We start from the raw sequence: 17,900 nt of genomic DNA on the forward strand, positions 1-17,900 counted from the left end.
GATTCTCACCGCTTGCCGCTCTCAATCATTCAATCCCGTCACTCCAATCGGAGGGAGCAAATCGCATATACGTGTATATTCCGGCCGATCATGAACACCGATTCCGGTTCAACGTAAACACCATTTCCGGACCAATGTGAACGCTCACTCCAGCTCAACCTGAACACTTTGCCCTTCCTTTCCGGAAACAGTGTTCAACACTCCAGAATCACTGTTCACATTCCCCTGAATCATCATTAACGCGTTGATTTAACAAATTTTGACACGACCTCCCTTTTGCTAGGGAAGAGCCTATGTCTTCCAAGAGGATTGCAATGCGTAAAAATCGTGAAGTGTTGCGACTGCGGCTTGAGGCTGACCTCTCTGTTCGCCAGATCAGTATCTGTACCAAGTTCTGTGTCGGCTCCATCCAAAAACTCCTTAAAAGTGCTCAGGCGCTTGGCCTGACCTGGCCCCTACCCACCGAGCTTGTTGATGGTCAACTGGCGGCCCTGTTTTATCAGCAGGCCGATACCGCCATCTAGGCCCGTCATGTCGTGCCGGGTTGGCCCTCCGTCCCTGAGGAGCTTAAGCGCAAGGGGAGCTACAACTGTTCTGGGGGAGCAGCAACGCTGGACGCGAGGCCGTCTGAAACAGTGGGCTGCCGACATCGGACCGGGCGCTCTGTGCTGGGTCAGTGAACGGCAGGAAGAGAAAACCTAGGCCGAGCAGGCATACCGACTCTGCCTGGGACTATTTAGTCTTCGCCGGGAGTCTCCCCCATCACGGGTCGAAGCCTGCTGCCAGTTGGCCAACCAAGAAGGTCTGGCTCGGCTCAAGCAGCTCATCTCGGTACTGGGCTGTGGCCGTGACCAGCTACCCGTAAACCCGCTCAACTATCCAGTGCTGCAGCAGGAACACGAGAACATTCGCGGACTCATGTGCCCCCCTGGAGGGGCGCCTTATTACCCAGCAAGCCCTGACCTGCCTGAGAAGCTTGAAACTGACCGGCATGGCGGATGCGCCGCGACAACAGATGGAGCAGGACAGTACCTATGACGGTCTGCCCTTCATCGCGCGACTCAGCCTGCTGGTTGAACATGAACAACTGAGCCCGGAATGAGCGAAAACAAGCTCGCTTGGTCAAACAGGTTAAACTCAAACTCCTACCCACGGTACAGTCAGCGGACTACCAGTCAGCTCGCAACCCACTAACAAAAAACCTCAGCATTGCGCTCCGTGGTGCTCCACAGCTTTACCACTCTGAGCGACCAAAAAGCAATTCCGAATAATTCAGAACTCGACACACCACCACCAGGGGTCTCATAGGAACCTCCACCTATTACAGAAAAATCTCATTTAACCGATGACAAACACTGCCCCTCTCTTCCCGAGAGAGGCCCTGTTTATCATCCCTGCCGGAGCCAATCTTTTGATGAGCGTTGAGAGAAATGCACGAAATGGGAACAATAAACCATGAATACAATACTGACCCGCTGGTGGACCAGTTTGTTCTCGCACTCTACCAAGGCCCATGGGCGTGCTACTGGCACCGCGCGATGGGTCATGTGGACCACGCTCGGCATCTACCTGGTCTTGCAGAGCATGCCACCTGTGCTGGCCTGTAGTCTGATGCTGGGTGCGACCAAGGTCAGCACTGGCCAAGGCGGGGATCTGGTTTACACCCGCTTGATCGCGGCGGATGCGCTGGACCCCACACCCAACCCCTGCCATCACCACGCTTCCTCTTGCACCATACGGGTGTGGGCGATGAATGGGGACAGACCCGGGTATACTTCGGCAACGCCTGCTGAGGTAGACAGCCCACCGCCAGCCTGGGATGAGTGCGTGAGTCGCCCGGCCAACCAGACTCTAGGGCAGGTCATCAGCTGTTGGCGCACGAAGCAGGTGCTGCTACGGGACATCATTCTGCCACTACCGGATATGCCCCATGCGGCGATCTGTCTGTTTGCCGGGGCTGGGGGAAACCACCTCCTAACCCCCTTGTCCAACTGCGTGCGCCCTATGCCCAGGGCCATTCGCTGTGAATATGGCCAGGACATGCGACTACAGGTGACCGGCTCGGCTGCCGAGATTGACGCGTCGCGTTTCACAGCCAATTCCACCATCACCTGCGATTCAACCGTGACTGGAACAATGCGGCTCGCTGGCGGTGGTCATCAGGTGCCCCTAACAGGGGGCGGGCGCTGCGAGCTAAATCTGGGTTCCGGCTTTGGGGTGGATCACCGTATGACAGTGCATGGGGGCGAACCCACCGCCCTGATCGCCGAGTGCCGCTTTAAGGGAGTGGACACGCCAGGTCTTCACAAGGGGGCCGGGGTATTGGTATTTGCTCTTGAGTGAGCCCGGCGCCGACTTGGGGGGATCTTTTGGTGAAATCAGCTCGCGTTTGTATCACCCAGGCTGATGACAGCGCGAGCAGAGCAATGCTGATTAAAGAATCATTGTGAATTATGTAGGCACATTGATTCAAATCCATGGCTGGCACTATGGTCATCCCGACTAAGGGAACTACTCAAACGTGGAGCACCACTCTCTTCCTCTGGGTATGGCACAGGGTGACTCGCCGGTCTTCAGTCTTGAACCAACCAGCAGGAAACCCAGCATGGAAAAGAAATAGGGTATCGCCGCAGTCGGTATGACATTGGGTTTGCAAGTGGTTGCGGCGGCGGCCATAGCAGCTGAGCAACCAGCAGGCATCCGATGTGGCCATCAGTGAAGCCACAGTGGTCCAAATTGGCGCGAATGGCGTTGGCAAGCTGCAAGCGGATGATGAATACGGCTATGGTAACCATGATATCAATCAGCTGTTTTTCATCGATGCGATCTAGTCTTTTCCCACGCCCATCAAGGAGGCGATCATCAGCATCAAGGATGAGAGCGGTGTGGTCTTGTTGAGCATGCCTGCCAAGCTGACCAGCATGGGTGTGTAATTGAGGCGATCACTGATGCTCACGTGCTGATAGGGGAGATATTCAGCCCCTATCAGCGTGCAACAACTCTATATTGACTGGCCAGCGCCTGTTTACCCTTCCCATCGATGGCCGATTTTCACCGGCAAGGCGCATTGAAATTCTGGATGCCCCGTTTATCCCCGCAGCTTGTGTCAGCAGGGGGCACTATCACTCTTATTATCTATTCACTTCACTCGCGTCTCGTAAGTGGTTCGGGGCTTACGCACTGGATTTGACCCCACAGATCCACTTTGGGTGGAGTAAATAACGTTATGCCGAATTGGCATTGCCATGGCGGCAGTGGACAGCAAGGATCACAATGGCGAGCTGAGGAAAGGCGTGGAATAAGGGTACAGAGGGGATGCAAGAGACTAAAGGGGAGGAGGAAGGGGGATAAAAAGGGCATCCATGCCCGCTACTGCGTCTCCCTGTTACTGCTCCATCACGGATTTGACACCGGTGATACGTACTTCGACCCGGCGATCAGGTGCCAGGCAGCTGATGCGCTCGGCTTTGGACTTGATGCCATCACAATCACTGCCGGTGAGGGAATCTTCTGCACCACGGCCCTCAACCCGGATCTTGCCAGCCGGCAGGCCTTGAGAGACCAGGTAATCAGCCACGGCTTCGGCACGGGCCTCGGACAGGCGCTGGTTCACCTTGTTGGAGCCGATGCGATCGGTGTAACCGACTACGATGGCTTCACCGTCTTTCGGGCGGGCGGCGGCAAGATCACGATAGAGTGTTGCCAAGGCCTGCAGCCCTTCTGCTTTCAGCTCTGCCTTGCCAAAGGCAAACAGCACATCTGAGCTGAGCTCAAACGTCTTGTCGACCATGACTGGCTCGGGGGCAGGAGCGGGGGGCGTCACTGCGACCGGCTCGACATAGCTGCTGCGGAACGGGTGATAGACCATCTCCAGGGTGGTCATGTTCTGGTTCGGCTTGATTCGGGTCTGGTAGTCGCTGCTGTGCAGATCGGCCACGTCAGTGATATAGCGCCAGCGGGCTTGCACATCCAGCGTCTCGGTCAGCTGATAGGTGACACCGGCACCGAACAGGGAGGAGACCTTGGTATCCTTGGTGCCCAAACCATCGGTGTGGGCCCAATAACCACCTGCTTCCCCGAAGAGGGAAACGCCATCAGCCAGCGGCACTCGACCGATTAGCGAGAGGGTGCCGCCTTGGTTTTCGAAGCGGTTGCCATCCGTGTTGCCACGCCCGGCATAGACATAACCGAGCTCGGCGCCCAGGTAGTCGTTCAGGTTGTAGCCAGCGAAGGCATTGGCGGCAGCGGCATCTTCGGTACCCGCATCCACGCCTTCAATCTTGTTGAGTCCCTGGAAGTGGGTAAAACCGGCACCTGCACCCAGATAAATGTCAGGAGTGCCTTCACTGGCAGTGGCGTGCAGTGACATCAGACCGAGCAGCAGGGAGCTCAGCAAGGTTGGGGTCATGTGTTTCATGCTAAATCCTCACTTTTTAAAAAATGCCCATGGCTTCCTGCAAGGGAAGCAGAGACTTGGTCGTTATTGTTGCTTTTATGGGTTTAGAAATAGAACTTGGTACCGATCAGGAACTTGGTCAGTGAACGCTTGGGATCACCACCGGACATGTGCAGGTCATCGGTCGCAATGTTGTGGTTCACTTCTGCGGTCAAGGCCACATGTTCATTGACAAAGTACTTCATACCGGCGCTGAGCTTGAGGTTCATCGCCGTTGCATCGAATGAATCTGTAGAGGTGTGATTATCCACACCGTTGTAATTGGCCGTCAGCAGCTGTGTGCCAATACCCACGTATGGAGTCCAGTCGGTCTGGTTGACGAAGTTATATTCGGTGAATACACCCACAGCGGCTGATTTATAGGATTTGGTAGCATTGATATCCACATCGCCACCCACTTCCCAGCCATGACTCAGGAAGTAGCCATAGTTGGTGTTGAGCAGTACCTGGTATTTGTCGGCATAATCAAAATCAACAGAGCCCTGTACGCCCACTTCCTGGGTGCCTTCGGTCAAATAGCTTTCATTGGCATGTGCTATGTTGGCTGTGCCCACCCCCAGAATGAGAGCGGTCAGCAGAATATATTTGTTGGTAAGTTGTGACATCATGTTCCTCTGTTTACATTGGGTTATTTTAATAAAAGCGGCAAGAGCCGCATGCTTCGCGGATTACCATCTATCGTCTTGTCTCGACGGATACACAGATTGTGGCGCCATTGGTGACGAAACAGCTGTGCGCGATGGAAACTACGCCATCCTGGCGATAATATTAAGTTCCATATAATTCATAATTTATTGGAATCTGTTAGGTCGCCAGATAAAGCACGCCCCCCATGGTATCGCTCATGAATACCCCGTGGGCACTGTCAATGGTTGTCTGTCTGGCTTCGCTGGCCGTAAATTCACCGATGATTTTAAGAATGTCGACACTGTTGCCAACAATGTCATGGGCATCAATGTTGAAAGAAGCTGGGGCATTATGAAAGATCGCCTGTTGGCTGCCATCCGGGTAACTGATCTCCTTGCGTTCACTTGTTCGATCAAAATGGAACAGGGTTGTCCCTTGGCTGTCTTTGGCAGAAAAATTCTGCAGCACGGTTTTAATTTTATTGGGATGACCACTGCGCTTCACATTCAAATCCAGCAAGAAATGCTTATCCTGGCAGCTGCTGAAGAAACGCATGGAAACGAATTTGAAACTACTGCTGCTGGCTTGTTCATTGGCAATGCTTGGGTTCTCATCACTTGTGATGTTGTTGACCGCACATAGCAACTCCTCACTGAGGTCGCGAAATCCATTCTCTACCAGAAAATTGGACTGCTTGTGTGTGCCATTGTGTGATATGGATACAATGGAGATGTTCTCTTTGGATGCCAGGATATAGTATTTGGCATGGTCGGCTATCCGGCTAAAAACAAGATTAATATCATTAACAGCATGAGTAATGTCATCGGACATCTCACTTTCAAGATCTTTCTTTATAAAAAGTACCCCAAGCGGACTTTCATACCTGTCGACGCTATCAATCAATCGATAGTTATTGTCAACTGAGGGGCTGAATAAGAAATAAATGGATACGAGAGCCGCTAGGACGGACGCCAATGCGACATATGGAAAATACCCTCTTTTTACATGCCAGCTACTCTGTGGTGGAACCGTGCTGACATCACTGTTGTCATGCACAGCAAGTCTGGCTGAGCTGATATGGTTCTCATCTGACGCTTTCTTGAGCTCAGCCACTTCGATGGCACTGTCAGCGGTAACCGGCTTGGCTTCCAATAACAACATGTAGCCAATGCGTGGGACTGTTTGTATTGCATTCTTTACTCCAAACGATTCAAATTTTCGCCTCAGCATCAGAATGTTCTTGTTGAGCCCTATATCACCTGACTCGCTATTTCCCCAAATGGAGTTAAGCAGATGGCCACGCTCAACCACAGATAGGCTGAATGTACAAAGCGTGACTAATAGCTCAGTTTCTTTTTGGCTCAGCGGCGTTTCTTTGTTGTGCGTTATCAGGCGATAACGGTCTGGCTCAAGGATAAAATTATCCCCGATCAAGAAGTGTTGATTCATGCTCTTGGTTCCCTTAATTTATTATCTTTTTATAGTGATGATGTTATGTCATGGGAAGTTATAAGTAGTGGTGGGTTGTTCATATAGAACATATGCAAGCAACAATTCAATCATCGCCGTCAGGATAAATGAGTACATGACAATCGCCATGACCCCAGGGTATTGCCATTTCAACTTCTTTTTTGATGTGGCCAAGGCTATGAGATTACATATTTTATTTTTCACTATCATTACCTATTGTTTCTGAGTGTTATTGTTAAACTGCATTCCACACACATCTTACTTAGTCTTGATAGGTTTTGAACTTACTATTGCTTAATTAAAAATACCATTAAAATCAATCGATTATGCATTATCTTTGGCTTTTTGTCTGTCTGTAATTATTTGGAATCAAAAGTAACTACGCTGCTTTTTGCAAGTGGCTATAATGGTTTATTCATGTCAATAAAGGGGCTGTATATGTATCACGGACTTAAGGGCGTCATACTCAAGATTACCTCTGCGGTTATCATAGTTGCTGCTGCCGGCTTGTATTTCATTAGCTGGGCCCAGCCTTCAAAAAATGACAATGGAACAATGATAGCCATGAGCACTTTTTTCAACCGACCATCAGTGTTTTTTATGTATGCGGGGAAGGATAATCACCCGGAGAGTGAATATAGCTATCGATGGTTAAGAAATGGGGCGGAAATTCAGAATAGCAAATTCAGTATGCTGAATATAGCCATTGATGAGCTGTTGGGGGTGGTTAGTGAAGAGCTCAAAGGTTGTGTTACGATTTCTCATCGCCATAGATATAGTGAGCCGGAATATTGTGTGGTTTATCAGCCGGTGACGCTGCTTGAAAATAGTTTCCCCCCTGAGGCTACACTCTTTACGTACACATATCCCAAGCATACCCTGAATGCAAAGTATTATTATCATTCATCAACATCGACTCCAGAAGGAGATAGCAAGTTTGCCTGGGTTATGAGAAAGAGAAATGGCTTTATTGGTTTGATAAAAACTTGTGCACTGAATGAGCAATGTAGCTTGAATATCACTGATGATATGATGCGAGAAAGTATTGGGGTATTTGTTCAGCCATCAGATCAGCAAGGAACGATCGGCCGGGGTGATATCAAATGGTTTTTTATAAACGGTAATAAAAGAGCCCTAAGTGTGTAGGCCATAATTGAGTGTGGTGACATGTGGCTATATCTGTTTCATTACATAATGCAGTGTATATTTTTATACACTGCACTTTTTCTCTTAGTGATAATCCTTTACGTAAAAAAACATGCCGCCGAAAATTTCACTGATATAAAGCTGGGGTTCAACTCGCGTATGTATGACATTATCTCTAGTTAGTTCAGATAATAGGCCTGAATATAGCTTATTAGTGTGTATTAGATTCATGTTTATATTTTCAGACATTATGCTCTTTTGAACGAACCTCATATTGTCAGTACCAAAGCCAAGATGATTGACATAGCGTTTAATATGAAAAACCTCCTCTCCTGACGGGGTCTTTAGTAGAAAATCTTGCAACATCATGTGGTCTTTATCTGAGCCATGAGCAAGCCTGGTCCCCTTGGAATACAGTATTCCTAATTCAGAAACAGTATTTTTTATGCAATAAGAGTAAAACTCTTTGCTGCTATACATCATGCCACTAACAAGACCGTTGGTTAGCTCATCTCTTGTACTGATATTTTTTGACAGGTAATTGTCTAAGCATGTCAGCTGCTCTTCTGTATTGCGTGCTCTATCAATAGTGAATATTTGCTGATTAACAGGTGTTTCATCTTTGTATAGTATAAAACTTAGCATTTCTTTTGACAAAAGCGCTCTAAAGTAGTAGTTACTTTTTTTGGATAGATAATCATTGGTTTTGATCAATAGTGGCTTGTCATATTTTGCCGATGAGGTATATGTGATGCTAAGCCCAGTCTGGGTCTTGGAGGTGATAACTGGAGCATTATTGTTATCCAAAAATATCAGGCTGCTAACTGATGTAATCAGTATGACGGCGATAGCTGTGAGGGCGATTCTGTAAGCACGTTTTTTTCTACCCACACCATCATGGATAGTTATTTTATTGGAGGCGTTTATATCTGCCGCCTCTTTTTCTGGAGAGGAATCTAGATATGTGTTGTCTTCAGTATATGACAGCTCGGTAATACTTGCATTCAGAGTATATCCAACCCTTGGGACAGTATTGATCAGGTTGGGTAGATCGTGAGATTCAAATTTTCTGCGCAATAATAAAATAGCTTTATTTAGGCCTATGTCACCACTGGCACTATTTCCCCAAATAGGCTCAATGAATAAATTTCGTTCTACGACGACATTGCTGTTAGTACAAAGTACCTCCAGGACCTGACATTCTTTTTGACTCAAACGTACTTCTTTATCATTGACCGTCATTTTATAATTAGCTGGTTCAAATGCAATTGAACCATCAATCAGAAAGCCTTTACTCATAAACAGCCTTTATTATTTAAACAATTATAATTATAATTTTAGTTCTATTTTAAAAGAGTTCAAGTTGCGTATTTATTGACGAGGTGTTGATTCTTCTTTTGTCTGATAAGGCTGGCGATAATTTTGCTCGCGAGCAATCTCACATGTCAATCAAGATATTTTTTGATGAAGAGATGATTTTTATCAAACCACAAACGATGACTGGTGAGTGCCTGCCGAATGGACGGTGGGTTTTGCGTAATCAGCGGACAACTATTGGGCGTTGGCTGGCGGGCATTGGGTGTTTTTCGTTGGATGTCTCTGCTCGCCAGGCGGTCTTTGATGGCTCCGCTGACAATGCTTCTCACAACAGTGTTCTGTTTCTTGCCCACGCCTGTTCTTGATCTTGAGCCAAGGCGAACGAATTCTCTTTGTTGCATTGAAGAAGTGTCCATAGGGAAAATAGCTGTGAGGTGAAGGCTTGGACTATTGATATCTCGGCGTTATCAACCTGGATAGGTCACGCCCGGTGAGGGGCGTGACCTTATGTGATTTGAGAGGAAATTTTAACCACTGACCGCTCTCTATCGCTTTGTGGAATGGGCTGGGGGTTGTGGCATGGCGGAATTGGGATTGCGATAGACCACTATATACACATAGCCATGGCTGCCGAGGGTGTCGGCCTCGCAGGTGAGTTCGCCGTGCTGGAAGGTAATACGGATTTGGTGGCGAGCATCCAATTCTCCTATCAGGAGCTTTCCTTCCAATTCCTTGATGATGGCCGGGAAGGTAGCTTCCAGCTGATCTATTGCCTCTTCTGCCCATTCACCCACCAACGAGGCACGGTCGGACAAAAAGTGCAGGCGATGATGCTCCTGGATAAGGCGAGCGCCAAAGCGCGGAGTGACGGTATGGGGCAGGCCCCACTGTGCAAATATCCTGGTAGGGGTCTCGGGTTGGTGGTCAGCGGTGTTTGTGGTGGGCGTGGTCATGATTAGCGATACCTCAGTTGAATGTCGATGCGGGGGTCGGGCACGTTGTGGCGCTGACGTAGTCTGGCCAAGTGATCAGGGAGGTCGGTCAGGCTTGCTAGGCGCCCCAGGTAGAGCCGGGAGAGATTGACGTAGTCGGGATGGCTCACTGTGATGGTCACCTGATGTCCAGGCTGCCAACAGCCAAACAGGCGGGTTTTGGCCTCCTTGATGGTGGTTATGCCGGGAACAGGTAATATCTGCCGGTTGCGCAGATGTAGTTTGTTGAGCTCGGGGGCATAGTGATGCACCTCGAGCCCGGTGATAAGACGGGTCATGTTCGGTGACTTCAATGATGCAAAGGGCCAGCCTGAGAGGGCTGGCCCTTTATGTTTTTGTGGATGAGCGGAGCTGAGTGGTTGTGGTTGTTGACCGCTGCTGGGTCGCGGTAACGGGGCAGTGGCTAGTCGTTGTAAAACAGGATGTAACTCACTCCGGCTTGCTTTGCTGCTGCGAGCAGGGGTTGCAGTGATGGTGGAATAGTGTCGAACGCCATTGCCAGGTTCAGGATGCACTCGTAGGCAGAGTCCTCCTTCACGCCGACATGTTCGTGGGAGGCCATGCGTTTGACCCATTGCCATTCAGGTACTAGCTCTGCGTCATCGTAGTCGCCAACGATGGAACTCATCACGACATCCAGCATCAGCATGGTGGGGTGGCCTGCCAATGGGTCGGCGGTGGGTTGTGTGTCGGTCATGTGGCCTCCTTTGATATTGAGCTAGCATACTTTGTCCTTGTGGATGGGGGTGAGGGTCATAAGTGCGCATTGCGGGTGGTGAAGTACCGTGCGATTTGTGTTGCCACCCAGCGCCCTTTTTGAAATACCACGCCATTGCCAATCATGCGATAGGCATCCGAGTCAGGGACATTAAAGACGAAGTGGTCAGGCAGCCCCATCAGCCGTGCGTATTCCCGGACGGTGTATGGCCTGGGTGTGCGGGTCTTGGGGTCGATAACCAGCCGGGTGCCCTTGTCTTTGGCGTAGTGGGCCAGACAGGTGGGGGCTATATCGCCCTTGAAGGGGTCGCTGATGATGGGTCTGTCGCGGTACTGCCCATTGAGGCGGGCATAGACGGATGGGGGGATGACGATCTCAGGGTCACGCTCCAGCAGGGACATGAGCGAGGGCACCTTGTGCTTGTCGGGTGCCTGCCAGCTGAAAGGACGACGACTACCGATGATGATGAGGCGGTCACGCCGCTGTGGCACCATGTGCTCGGCCTGTACGGGATTGAAGGTGGTCACGTAGTAATCTGGCAGCTGGGTCATGGCCTCCATCACCACCGGGAACTTGGTCATACCGGGCACATTTTCCACCACATAGACTTCGGGTTGCATCAAGGCGATGTGTCGGAAGAAATGCAAGAACAGGTCATCCCCAGTACGCGCGCCATTGATGTCAGCGATGCTGCTGTATTTGGTACAGGGGTAGGTGCCAATAATCACGTCCGCTTCGCCTTGGCCGGTGACACACAGCCGGGAGATATCGACGTTCTCAACGTGATGACCCAGGTTATCACGCTGCACCTTGCAGGCACGGGCATCGAGCTCGAACGAGCGGGTAATGGGCAGACCACCACAGATAAGACCTGCATCCATGAGGCCTGCGCCGGAGAAATAGGAGTGAACGGTGGGGTGGAACATGTTGTTTCTCCATGAAAGTCATCTTGCATCAAGTCACCCTGATGCGGGAGGGAATATGCCGAGTGGGTGGGCTAGCGCGATGGATTGATAACAGGCTTGCAGTTGAGCCGGTCCAGCAGGTGCAGCGAGCCGTACTGGGCTACCAGTCGGTCTATGGCCATCTGGGCGCAGGCCGTTCTGCTGGGCTTATTCTCAGGTATTACGTAACGAGCGGTGAGCCAGCCACCGAGCAGCGCGATGCGGTAGCCACTGGGGATGTGAGTGACGTTCCTATCCCCCTCCCGTGAATGAGGAAGGGCACGGCCTGGCCGCCGATGTCGATATCCATACGCTGGCCCTTGAGCTCGAAGGTGGTGAGCTCACCGGTCTGCGGGTGCTTGCCCGGTACCTTGATGGCTATGTTCTTAGCCATCTCACACCTCCGGCTTGGCTTCAAAATGGCGGGTCACAACGCCTGCCTCCGGGTCGATACTGATAAATGCTGGGGCTTGCGGGTGGTACTGATAGAGCCGCGCCAGCTCTGCCCGAAACGCTTCGACGCTCGGCGCAATCACATGGCTGGTATCGCCCTCGGCATAGGTGAAGGTTTCCAGCTTCTCTGGGTTAATCCAGATACCGAAGTACCAAGCGTCCTGGTCTGTGTCGTATTGCTGCCAGCCCTGGGCCAGCAGTGTCCGGTCGTAATAGTAGCGGTCTGCCTGATGGCTACTCCGGTCGAGTCGGCTGCCGGTCACCGTGAGCTCGAGCTGGATTCGCCCTGCCTTGTGAGCCTTCTTGACCCGACGCAGCAGCTTGAGGGCATGGGCTCTGCTGCGACTATCACCGAGCGGGTGCGGCTGTCTGGCCCGCAATGCGAGGTGGCTCATTATCTTCGGCGTAGTGTTGTGGTTGAGCTGACTGATGGCTGTTGTAATCTGCTTAGGCGTCAGGGTCTTGTAATCACGCAGGTCGTGCATGGTGTGGTTCCTTCAAATGCAAACAGCCCCTCGGATATGAGGGGCTGCATGGGGTCGTGGTGTGCTGTATAGGGGGGATGGTCTACAGCGATTGCTTGAGGCGGTTGATGCCTCGCTGATAGCGGCGGCGGTGGCTATGCCAAATCACCCGCTCGGCAGTGGCTTCCAGTAGTGCGGTGGTCACGGTGCGAGGCAGGACCAGATTTGCCCCGTCCCAGTTATCCAAGTCCAGCACGCCGGAACTCGCTAGACTGGCCAGTTGTGCATCGAGCTTGCCGGTCAGCTCCAGTGCGATGAACTCCTCGATATGAGCTCGGAGACTGGCGATAGCACTATCTGGAACCATTGGTGATGCCGTGGGCGTTGTCACGTGTGGCAACTCCAATCCGGCGCGTTGTTACTGCCGTGGTTGACGTAGGCTCCGACAATCACCCGCTGCCACTCGCCGACCGGTTGACCCGCTGCATTACAGGCGCAGCGAAAGCGGGCGAAGTTAATCTCACGTGGCAGGTGCTCACACATATCTCGTGGACTGACAAAGAGCTTGGTCTTGTGCAGTGCCGGGTTGGGCGCCACCAGCGGGCCGCCAATACGCTTTCCCTCCACATCGTGGGCATAGGCAAAGCCCGGCAGCATCAACTGCTGGCTGATGAGCTTGGCAAGCTCCCGATGGGCGCACATAGCTTCGGCCACGGCGGCCTGACTAAAGCTGTCATTGAACTCAATCATTGATATTTCTCCATTTCCGCTGGTGAATGGTAAGCCGCTGCCAGCAGCGTAAATTGCTCGACCAGATAACTGATGCTGAACCCCAGTTCATCACTGACCCCATCCCCCAAACGGCGGTGCAGGTGTGCCATGTCATCGGCGATGCGTTGAGCCAGAACGGCTGTGTTGTCCGGCGGTGAACTCGTTATGGTCAGGGTGATGGAGAGATTCATCACATCTCTCCCCAAGGAGCTTGGTCCCACAGAGACAACCGGGTCAGCACGTCTTGTGCGAGAGCCTGCTGCAACTGCTGAATCACCTTCACCAGTCGTGGGGCCTGCTCGGGACTCCCGCTCCATTCGCTCGATTGGTACAGGGCGCAGCAGCTGAATTTGTAGAGCACCACCAGCTCGCTATCGGTGAGTTGTGCCTGGTGATAACGGTGGGCAGGTTTAAGCGGACTCAGTTTGGTTGCGCCACGCGGGTGTGGTTCCTTGTGGTCCTGTTGACGCCCCAGCTGATAGCGATGCCAGACCGCCCGCCGATTGGCGAGCATCATCAGCCGTACCAGCCGGTTTACCCGCCACGTCCAGGTGCTGGTGACATCCGCTGGAGGGTTCCACCAGATGGTTCGCAACCACTCAAGGGTGTAGTGTGGTGGCATCGGGGCATTGCAGAAGCGGTGTAACTGCATGGCAAAGGCCAGGTAATCCTGGCGGTCAATCATGAAAGCAGACATGAGGGACTCCTTGAAATGAACAGGGCCACCTTCAGTGAGGTGGCCCTGTGGGTGATGTCGGAGTATCCGGATCATGGGGCTGACGCTGATGATCCGGGTTTGGGGATGTTGGCGTTATTCATACGCCTGCTCAGTGTCGGGGTGAGCTGCATCGAACAGGATGGCGTAGAGCGCACAATCAATGCCGTTGACGGCATCGTGATGCAGGTAAGCGCTCGAAGTTGTCGCCAAAGCAGTTGAGACACTCGCGTATTTCGACGGTGGAGCCCAGCAGCAAAGCCTCTTCAAGCTGCTTGTCATAAAGCTCGTCATCACGCGCCTTGGTGACGGCCTTTTCCAGCAACGTCAGCGCATCCTCGTTGCTGGCGATTGTCAGGCCATCGCGCAGTTTGCCCAGAGTTTCCTCCAGGGAATAGGGGTTAGGTAATCGCATGGTGCTTGTCTCTTCTTGGCCTGATTAGTGCCGCAACTGATGCAACAGCGCATCAATGGCCTCGATGCAGTCAGCCTGGGTGAGCAGGTAGCCGTTAGGCAGGTGCGCCACGATGGCGGGCGCTGCCTGCATCTCGACTTTGTCTGCCAGCCAGCAGCGCAACTCGATGAGGATATCGAGGGCGGTGAGGTGTGATTTGCCTGGGGTCTGGTTCATAGCAGGTTTCGTTCAGCCAGCGAGACTACGCCCTCGGCACCGACCACCAGATGGTCAAGCAACCGCACATCCACCAGCGCCAATGCCTCTTTGAGGGCCTGGGTAAAGACCCGGTCACAGTGGCTGGGTTCAGGGTCGCCGCTGGGGTGATTGTGCACCGCGATGATGGCCCCACAGTTGAGTAGTAAGGCCCGCTTGACCACTTCCCGTCGGTAGATACTGGCGCTGTCCAGGGTGCCACGAAACAGCTCCTCAAAAGCCAGTACACGATGCTGGGAGTCGAGGAACAGAGCACCAAACACTTCGTGCTCCCGGTCCTGTAGCAAGGTTTGCAGCCGCTCGGCGGCCTCTGTGGTACTGGTGATGGCAGTGCCTTTGGCCAGACGCTTGCGGGCAATCTGGTTGGCGATACGCAGCAGGTCTTGCTCGGTCACCGGTTCCGTAACGACATAAGTGCCGGGGCATTCCCCGGCTTTGAGTTTGTGGTAATGCATGGTGGTCTCCTTAAAAAGAAAGACCCCGGCAGCGCGAGGCATACTGGGGCTAAATGCAGAGAGGTTGTTGGTTCATTGTGAGGGTAGTTCAGCTGGCCGTCGTGATGGGGCCTGCTTTGGCTGTGGGTCCATGTTTCACCGGCATCAGCGATTCGGGGACCAGCACGGTGAGAGGGATGGCCAGTGCAAGGCTCAAGCGCTCTGCCAGTTGGTAGGCGGGTCCGATGGTGTCGTAGTCAGCTACCCAGGTGGCCAGCGCCAGCCCACTAGCGCAGGTAGACACTGTAGCCCTGAACTGTCAGGCCACTGTCACGCACCACCTGTGTCTCTCCCTCTCGATTGATGGCCTCCAACTCAACGGCTATCGGTTGTTTGGGCATCATGCCTCCTCAGTCACCACTGACGGTGACGGTAAAAAAGCCCAGCTGGGCTTAGGCAAGAAAACTGTTCTGCCACATGTTGAATAACTCTTGGGCATCCGCCATGGGGAGCGGTCCCCAGCCTTGCAGGTAGTGCTCGTTATCCAGGAAGTTGAAGTCGAGTTCTTTGCAGAGCTCGGTATCTTGTCCCAAGCCTTGGTAGCTAAAATCAGTGACGTAGTCGAATAGCCAACCATCAAGACCACGTATCAGCTGGATCTCGACCGGATGGACCCCACCACTTTGAGGTTGATAGTCAGGGTTGCGAAAGCTGAAGGTAAGCCGAGTGAGTTGTTCAAGGTCGAAGTCATATTTCACGGCTTCCTGATTGAGTAGTACCAGCAGTGGCTCTGTCACAAACAGGCTAACGCCATCCCGGTGAAAAGGAATTGTCATGATGTCTCCTCGTACAGATTCAGTCTTTGAGCCAATCCCAGAGTTTGCTGACGCTATAGGCAGCAACGGCGCCTACTGCAAGAGGCGCTAACAGCGGGGCTGAAGCAATACCGGTGATCGACACTACCGTCGCAGCGGCACCACTACCGCCAGCAGTCGTGGCTAGCGTACTGGCAGCAAGCCCTGCGGTTGCACTGGTGGCCGCCTTGCCCAGCGTATGGCGAGCCACTTCGGCTGCCACCACCGTTGCTACAGCGGTCTGCAGCAGCTTGGGGGGATGCTGAACCCCTTCAATGCACCAGGTAACAAATTGCTCGCTACTGGCCAATGGCTGGCCTTGTTCACCTTCGCTGAGCCGTGCATAGGCCCGCGTCAGGCTTTCCTCTCGGCTGAAAAGGCGTTGAGCATGGGGTTTCACCTCAATGGTGTTGTGCTGACTGAATTGAGCCAAGGAGGTCAGCGCCAGTTGGCCTGAGTGCTCCCCGGCAGGCGATGGCAGGCAGTGAATGACCTGGTCATGGCCAACAAAGATGCCATGATGCTGGCCTTCAGACTGCGGTGTTACCAAGTGATCGCCGATAATGAAATGTCGTGTCATGGGGTGATGTTCCTCATCAAGGGTTGGAAATGAAAAAGGGCGTCACCGTGATGGTGACGCCCTTGGGCTTTATTTTTTTCTGAGCGGGCTACTTGCCGCCTACGGTGATCTTCAGTGGTTGATGAAACTCGGGTGTGAAGGTGGAGATTGGGAGCCGGGTAACCTGGTTATGTGCAAAGACTTCGGTCGCCTGAATAATGGCGATGGACTTGGCTTGCTCAACCTGTCCGCAATCAACCTCCGTAAAACCGCCACCATAACGAGTAGCGGAGCTCCCGCCGAAGGGTTCAACCTCCAACGTTGATTCGGCCAGCGCTTTGCCCTTCTTGTCATTAAATTGCAGCGTGATATACAAATGTCCAAACTCGTCTGCACCACCACTATCTAAAGAGAAGTGATACGCACAGACGCCTTGGTTTGCGTAAACGGTGTCAGTGTGCTGGATAGCGAGGTAGCGTTGGGCCGTGGCAAAACAGGTTGTACTCCAACACAAACTACTCACGAGAAATACCGCAAAGCATTTTTTCATGCCACTTCGCACCTTTCGAATTTTATTCATGTTCAGCTAAGCCACCTTTTAAGTTGGGTGTTAGTTTCAACACGTTTAATTAACAGTTACCGGTTTTCTGACAGAGCTCTTTCAGACTTTGTTTGCCAACCCATTGCTGAAGTTCTCGTTCTTCTTGGCGCTGTTTGGCTTTGATTGAACTGAGCTGTTGTTTATCGATACAACGCTCTGGTAACACCATTAGTATTTTGGTGCGGACCGACTGCTGTGGTTCATCTGAGAGCATAGAGTAACGCGACTGCTCAAATTCAAGCGCCTTCCCGGTGTCGACAATGGAGACGTAGCAACCTTTTCCTTCATCTTCACCTTGATATATGATGCTGATATCAGAGTAGTCACCACTGCGTGGCTTATAAGAAAGATAGGTAAGTGTTTTTTTGTTCTTGTCAGCTAAAAACAAAGGACTTCCAGACATTTTTCTCAGGAAGGCATATTTGGTCCATGGATATTTATTTATGACCTCGCCACTCCATTTGAGGGCGTTATGCATCTTGTTGTCATCAAAATCATCAGATGAGTGCCAGCCCTGCGATTTCATAGTCGCCCAAGTATCATACGTTCCTGTGATTTCAGCCGCGTGAGCAGATATCGTGGTGAATATAAGTCCACTCGATATCATCATTGCTTTGAGTATACTGTTCATATCAATCTCCATTTTATATCTCCCCATTGTCGGAAGATGTACTATCGATGTTTGGCTTATCGCTTACTGTTATTCTTG

At 51.9% G+C, this 17,900-nt stretch carries 26 protein-coding genes and 1 pseudogene; 5 read left to right on the forward strand and 22 right to left on the reverse strand.

Features of this window, described 5'->3' with window-relative positions:
• Window positions 1-293 precede the first annotated feature (293 nt).
• The 3 genes and pseudogenes from AB5Y94_RS02575 to AB5Y94_RS02585 form a co-directional block, all read left to right on the forward strand.
• A pseudogene (locus tag AB5Y94_RS02575) lies at window positions 294-915 on the forward strand (hypothetical protein); the annotation flags it as partial.
• 61 nt (window positions 916-976) lie between these two features.
• Window positions 977-1,102: a hypothetical protein gene (locus AB5Y94_RS02580; RefSeq protein ID WP_368205015.1), complete on the forward strand. Its 126-nt coding sequence runs from the start codon at window positions 977-979 to the stop codon at window positions 1,100-1,102.
• Between the two features lie 1,603 nt (window positions 1,103-2,705).
• Window positions 2,706-2,831, forward strand: a complete 126-nt coding sequence (locus tag AB5Y94_RS02585) for a hypothetical protein (protein WP_368204682.1) — start codon at window positions 2,706-2,708, stop codon at window positions 2,829-2,831.
• A gap of 554 nt (window positions 2,832-3,385) precedes the next feature.
• Here the strand turns inward: AB5Y94_RS02585 and AB5Y94_RS02590 are convergent.
• The 3 genes from AB5Y94_RS02590 to AB5Y94_RS02600 all read right to left on the reverse strand — a co-directional run bounded on the left by AB5Y94_RS02590 (window position 3,386) and on the right by AB5Y94_RS02600 (window position 6,532).
• Window positions 3,386-4,417 carry an OmpA family protein gene (locus tag AB5Y94_RS02590; RefSeq protein ID WP_368204685.1) on the reverse strand — a complete coding sequence of 344 codons (1,032 nt, stop codon included), beginning with the start codon at window positions 4,415-4,417 and terminating at the stop codon, window positions 3,386-3,388.
• 83 nt (window positions 4,418-4,500) lie between these two features.
• A complete protein-coding gene (locus AB5Y94_RS02595) occupies window positions 4,501-5,061 on the reverse strand; it encodes an outer membrane beta-barrel protein (protein WP_368204686.1) in 561 nt (186 codons plus the stop codon).
• 199 nt (window positions 5,062-5,260) lie between these two features.
• Entirely contained in the window at window positions 5,261-6,532 is a 1,272-nt protein-coding gene (locus tag AB5Y94_RS02600; RefSeq protein WP_368204688.1) for a transcriptional regulator, read from the reverse strand.
• Between the two features lie 459 nt (window positions 6,533-6,991).
• On the opposite strand from AB5Y94_RS02600, the gene AB5Y94_RS02605 reads away from it, so the two are divergent.
• Entirely contained in the window at window positions 6,992-7,699 is a 708-nt protein-coding gene (locus AB5Y94_RS02605) for a hypothetical protein (protein ID WP_368204690.1), read from the forward strand.
• A gap of 84 nt (window positions 7,700-7,783) precedes the next feature.
• Here AB5Y94_RS02605 and AB5Y94_RS02610 read toward each other — a convergent pair whose 3' ends face one another.
• Window positions 7,784-8,998, reverse strand: coding sequence for a transcriptional regulator (locus tag AB5Y94_RS02610; protein WP_368204691.1), 1,215 nt, complete (start codon window positions 8,996-8,998; stop codon window positions 7,784-7,786).
• 83 nt (window positions 8,999-9,081) lie between these two features.
• Between AB5Y94_RS02610 and AB5Y94_RS02615 the strand changes: the two genes are divergently transcribed.
• Window positions 9,082-9,381 carry a hypothetical protein gene (locus AB5Y94_RS02615; RefSeq protein ID WP_368204692.1) on the forward strand — a complete coding sequence of 100 codons (300 nt, stop codon included), beginning with the start codon at window positions 9,082-9,084 and terminating at the stop codon, window positions 9,379-9,381.
• A 180-nt stretch (window positions 9,382-9,561) separates the two neighbouring features.
• Here the strand turns inward: AB5Y94_RS02615 and AB5Y94_RS02620 are convergent, their stop codons facing one another.
• The 18 genes from AB5Y94_RS02620 to AB5Y94_RS02705 all read right to left on the reverse strand — a co-directional run bounded on the left by AB5Y94_RS02620 (window position 9,562) and on the right by AB5Y94_RS02705 (window position 17,822).
• Window positions 9,562-9,969 carry a type IV toxin-antitoxin system YeeU family antitoxin gene (locus tag AB5Y94_RS02620; RefSeq protein WP_368204694.1) on the reverse strand — a complete coding sequence of 136 codons (408 nt, stop codon included), beginning with the start codon at window positions 9,967-9,969 and terminating at the stop codon, window positions 9,562-9,564.
• Between the two features lie 2 nt (window positions 9,970-9,971).
• Window positions 9,972-10,286 (reverse strand): hypothetical protein, encoded by a 315-nt coding sequence (locus tag AB5Y94_RS02625; RefSeq protein WP_368204695.1) that lies wholly within the window; start codon window positions 10,284-10,286, stop codon window positions 9,972-9,974.
• A 125-nt stretch (window positions 10,287-10,411) separates the two neighbouring features.
• A complete protein-coding gene (locus AB5Y94_RS02630; RefSeq protein WP_368204697.1) occupies window positions 10,412-10,705 on the reverse strand; it encodes a hypothetical protein in 294 nt (97 codons plus the stop codon).
• 56 nt (window positions 10,706-10,761) lie between these two features.
• Window positions 10,762-11,652: a DNA cytosine methyltransferase gene (locus AB5Y94_RS02635; protein WP_368204698.1), complete on the reverse strand. Its 891-nt coding sequence runs from the start codon at window positions 11,650-11,652 to the stop codon at window positions 10,762-10,764.
• A gap of 199 nt (window positions 11,653-11,851) precedes the next feature.
• Window positions 11,852-12,064 (reverse strand): hypothetical protein, encoded by a 213-nt coding sequence (locus AB5Y94_RS02640; protein WP_368204700.1) that lies wholly within the window; start codon window positions 12,062-12,064, stop codon window positions 11,852-11,854.
• A gap of 1 nt (window position 12,065) precedes the next feature.
• Window positions 12,066-12,608, reverse strand: a complete 543-nt coding sequence (locus AB5Y94_RS02645; protein WP_368204701.1) for a hypothetical protein — start codon at window positions 12,606-12,608, stop codon at window positions 12,066-12,068.
• An 82-nt stretch (window positions 12,609-12,690) separates the two neighbouring features.
• The gene (locus tag AB5Y94_RS02650; RefSeq protein ID WP_368204703.1) at window positions 12,691-12,954 is read right to left on the reverse strand and encodes a hypothetical protein; all 264 of its coding nucleotides are present in this window, start codon (window positions 12,952-12,954) and stop codon (window positions 12,691-12,693) included.
• A 20-nt stretch (window positions 12,955-12,974) separates the two neighbouring features.
• Complete coding sequence (locus AB5Y94_RS02655) at window positions 12,975-13,337, reverse strand: hypothetical protein (protein WP_368204706.1); 363 nt, start codon at window positions 13,335-13,337, stop codon at window positions 12,975-12,977.
• Window positions 13,334-13,549: a hypothetical protein gene (locus AB5Y94_RS02660; protein WP_368204708.1), complete on the reverse strand. Its 216-nt coding sequence runs from the start codon at window positions 13,547-13,549 to the stop codon at window positions 13,334-13,336. Before AB5Y94_RS02660 ends, AB5Y94_RS02655 begins: the two co-directional genes overlap by 4 nt.
• On the reverse strand, window positions 13,549-14,055 hold the full coding sequence (locus AB5Y94_RS02665; RefSeq protein WP_368204710.1) for a hypothetical protein: 507 nt from the start codon (window positions 14,053-14,055) through the stop codon (window positions 13,549-13,551). The genes AB5Y94_RS02660 and AB5Y94_RS02665 overlap by 1 nt, the downstream gene beginning before the upstream one ends.
• 178 nt (window positions 14,056-14,233) lie before the next feature.
• Entirely contained in the window at window positions 14,234-14,488 is a 255-nt protein-coding gene (locus AB5Y94_RS02670; RefSeq protein WP_346209899.1) for a hypothetical protein, read from the reverse strand.
• A 24-nt stretch (window positions 14,489-14,512) separates the two neighbouring features.
• Entirely contained in the window at window positions 14,513-14,704 is a 192-nt protein-coding gene (locus AB5Y94_RS02675; RefSeq protein WP_368204712.1) for a hypothetical protein, read from the reverse strand.
• On the reverse strand, window positions 14,701-15,198 hold the full coding sequence (locus AB5Y94_RS02680; RefSeq protein WP_368204714.1) for a JAB domain-containing protein: 498 nt from the start codon (window positions 15,196-15,198) through the stop codon (window positions 14,701-14,703). The genes AB5Y94_RS02675 and AB5Y94_RS02680 overlap by 4 nt, the downstream gene beginning before the upstream one ends.
• Window positions 15,199-15,286: 88 nt before the next feature.
• Window positions 15,287-15,481, reverse strand: coding sequence for a hypothetical protein (locus AB5Y94_RS02685; RefSeq protein ID WP_368204717.1), 195 nt, complete (start codon window positions 15,479-15,481; stop codon window positions 15,287-15,289).
• Between the two features lie 148 nt (window positions 15,482-15,629).
• A complete protein-coding gene (locus AB5Y94_RS02690; RefSeq protein ID WP_368204719.1) occupies window positions 15,630-16,013 on the reverse strand; it encodes a DUF2787 family protein in 384 nt (127 codons plus the stop codon).
• 19 nt (window positions 16,014-16,032) lie between these two features.
• The gene (locus AB5Y94_RS02695; protein WP_368204721.1) at window positions 16,033-16,611 is read right to left on the reverse strand and encodes a lecithin retinol acyltransferase family protein; all 579 of its coding nucleotides are present in this window, start codon (window positions 16,609-16,611) and stop codon (window positions 16,033-16,035) included.
• 88 nt (window positions 16,612-16,699) lie between these two features.
• Entirely contained in the window at window positions 16,700-17,140 is a 441-nt protein-coding gene (locus tag AB5Y94_RS02700) for an IrmA family protein (RefSeq protein WP_368204724.1), read from the reverse strand.
• Window positions 17,141-17,219: 79 nt separating this feature from the next.
• Entirely contained in the window at window positions 17,220-17,822 is a 603-nt protein-coding gene (locus AB5Y94_RS02705; protein ID WP_368204726.1) for a hypothetical protein, read from the reverse strand.
• Between the last annotated feature and the right edge of the window lie 78 nt (window positions 17,823-17,900).

Source organism: Aeromonas sp. s5 (assembly GCF_040907865.1).
Lineage (GTDB): Bacteria > Pseudomonadota > Gammaproteobacteria > Enterobacterales > Aeromonadaceae > Aeromonas > Aeromonas dhakensis.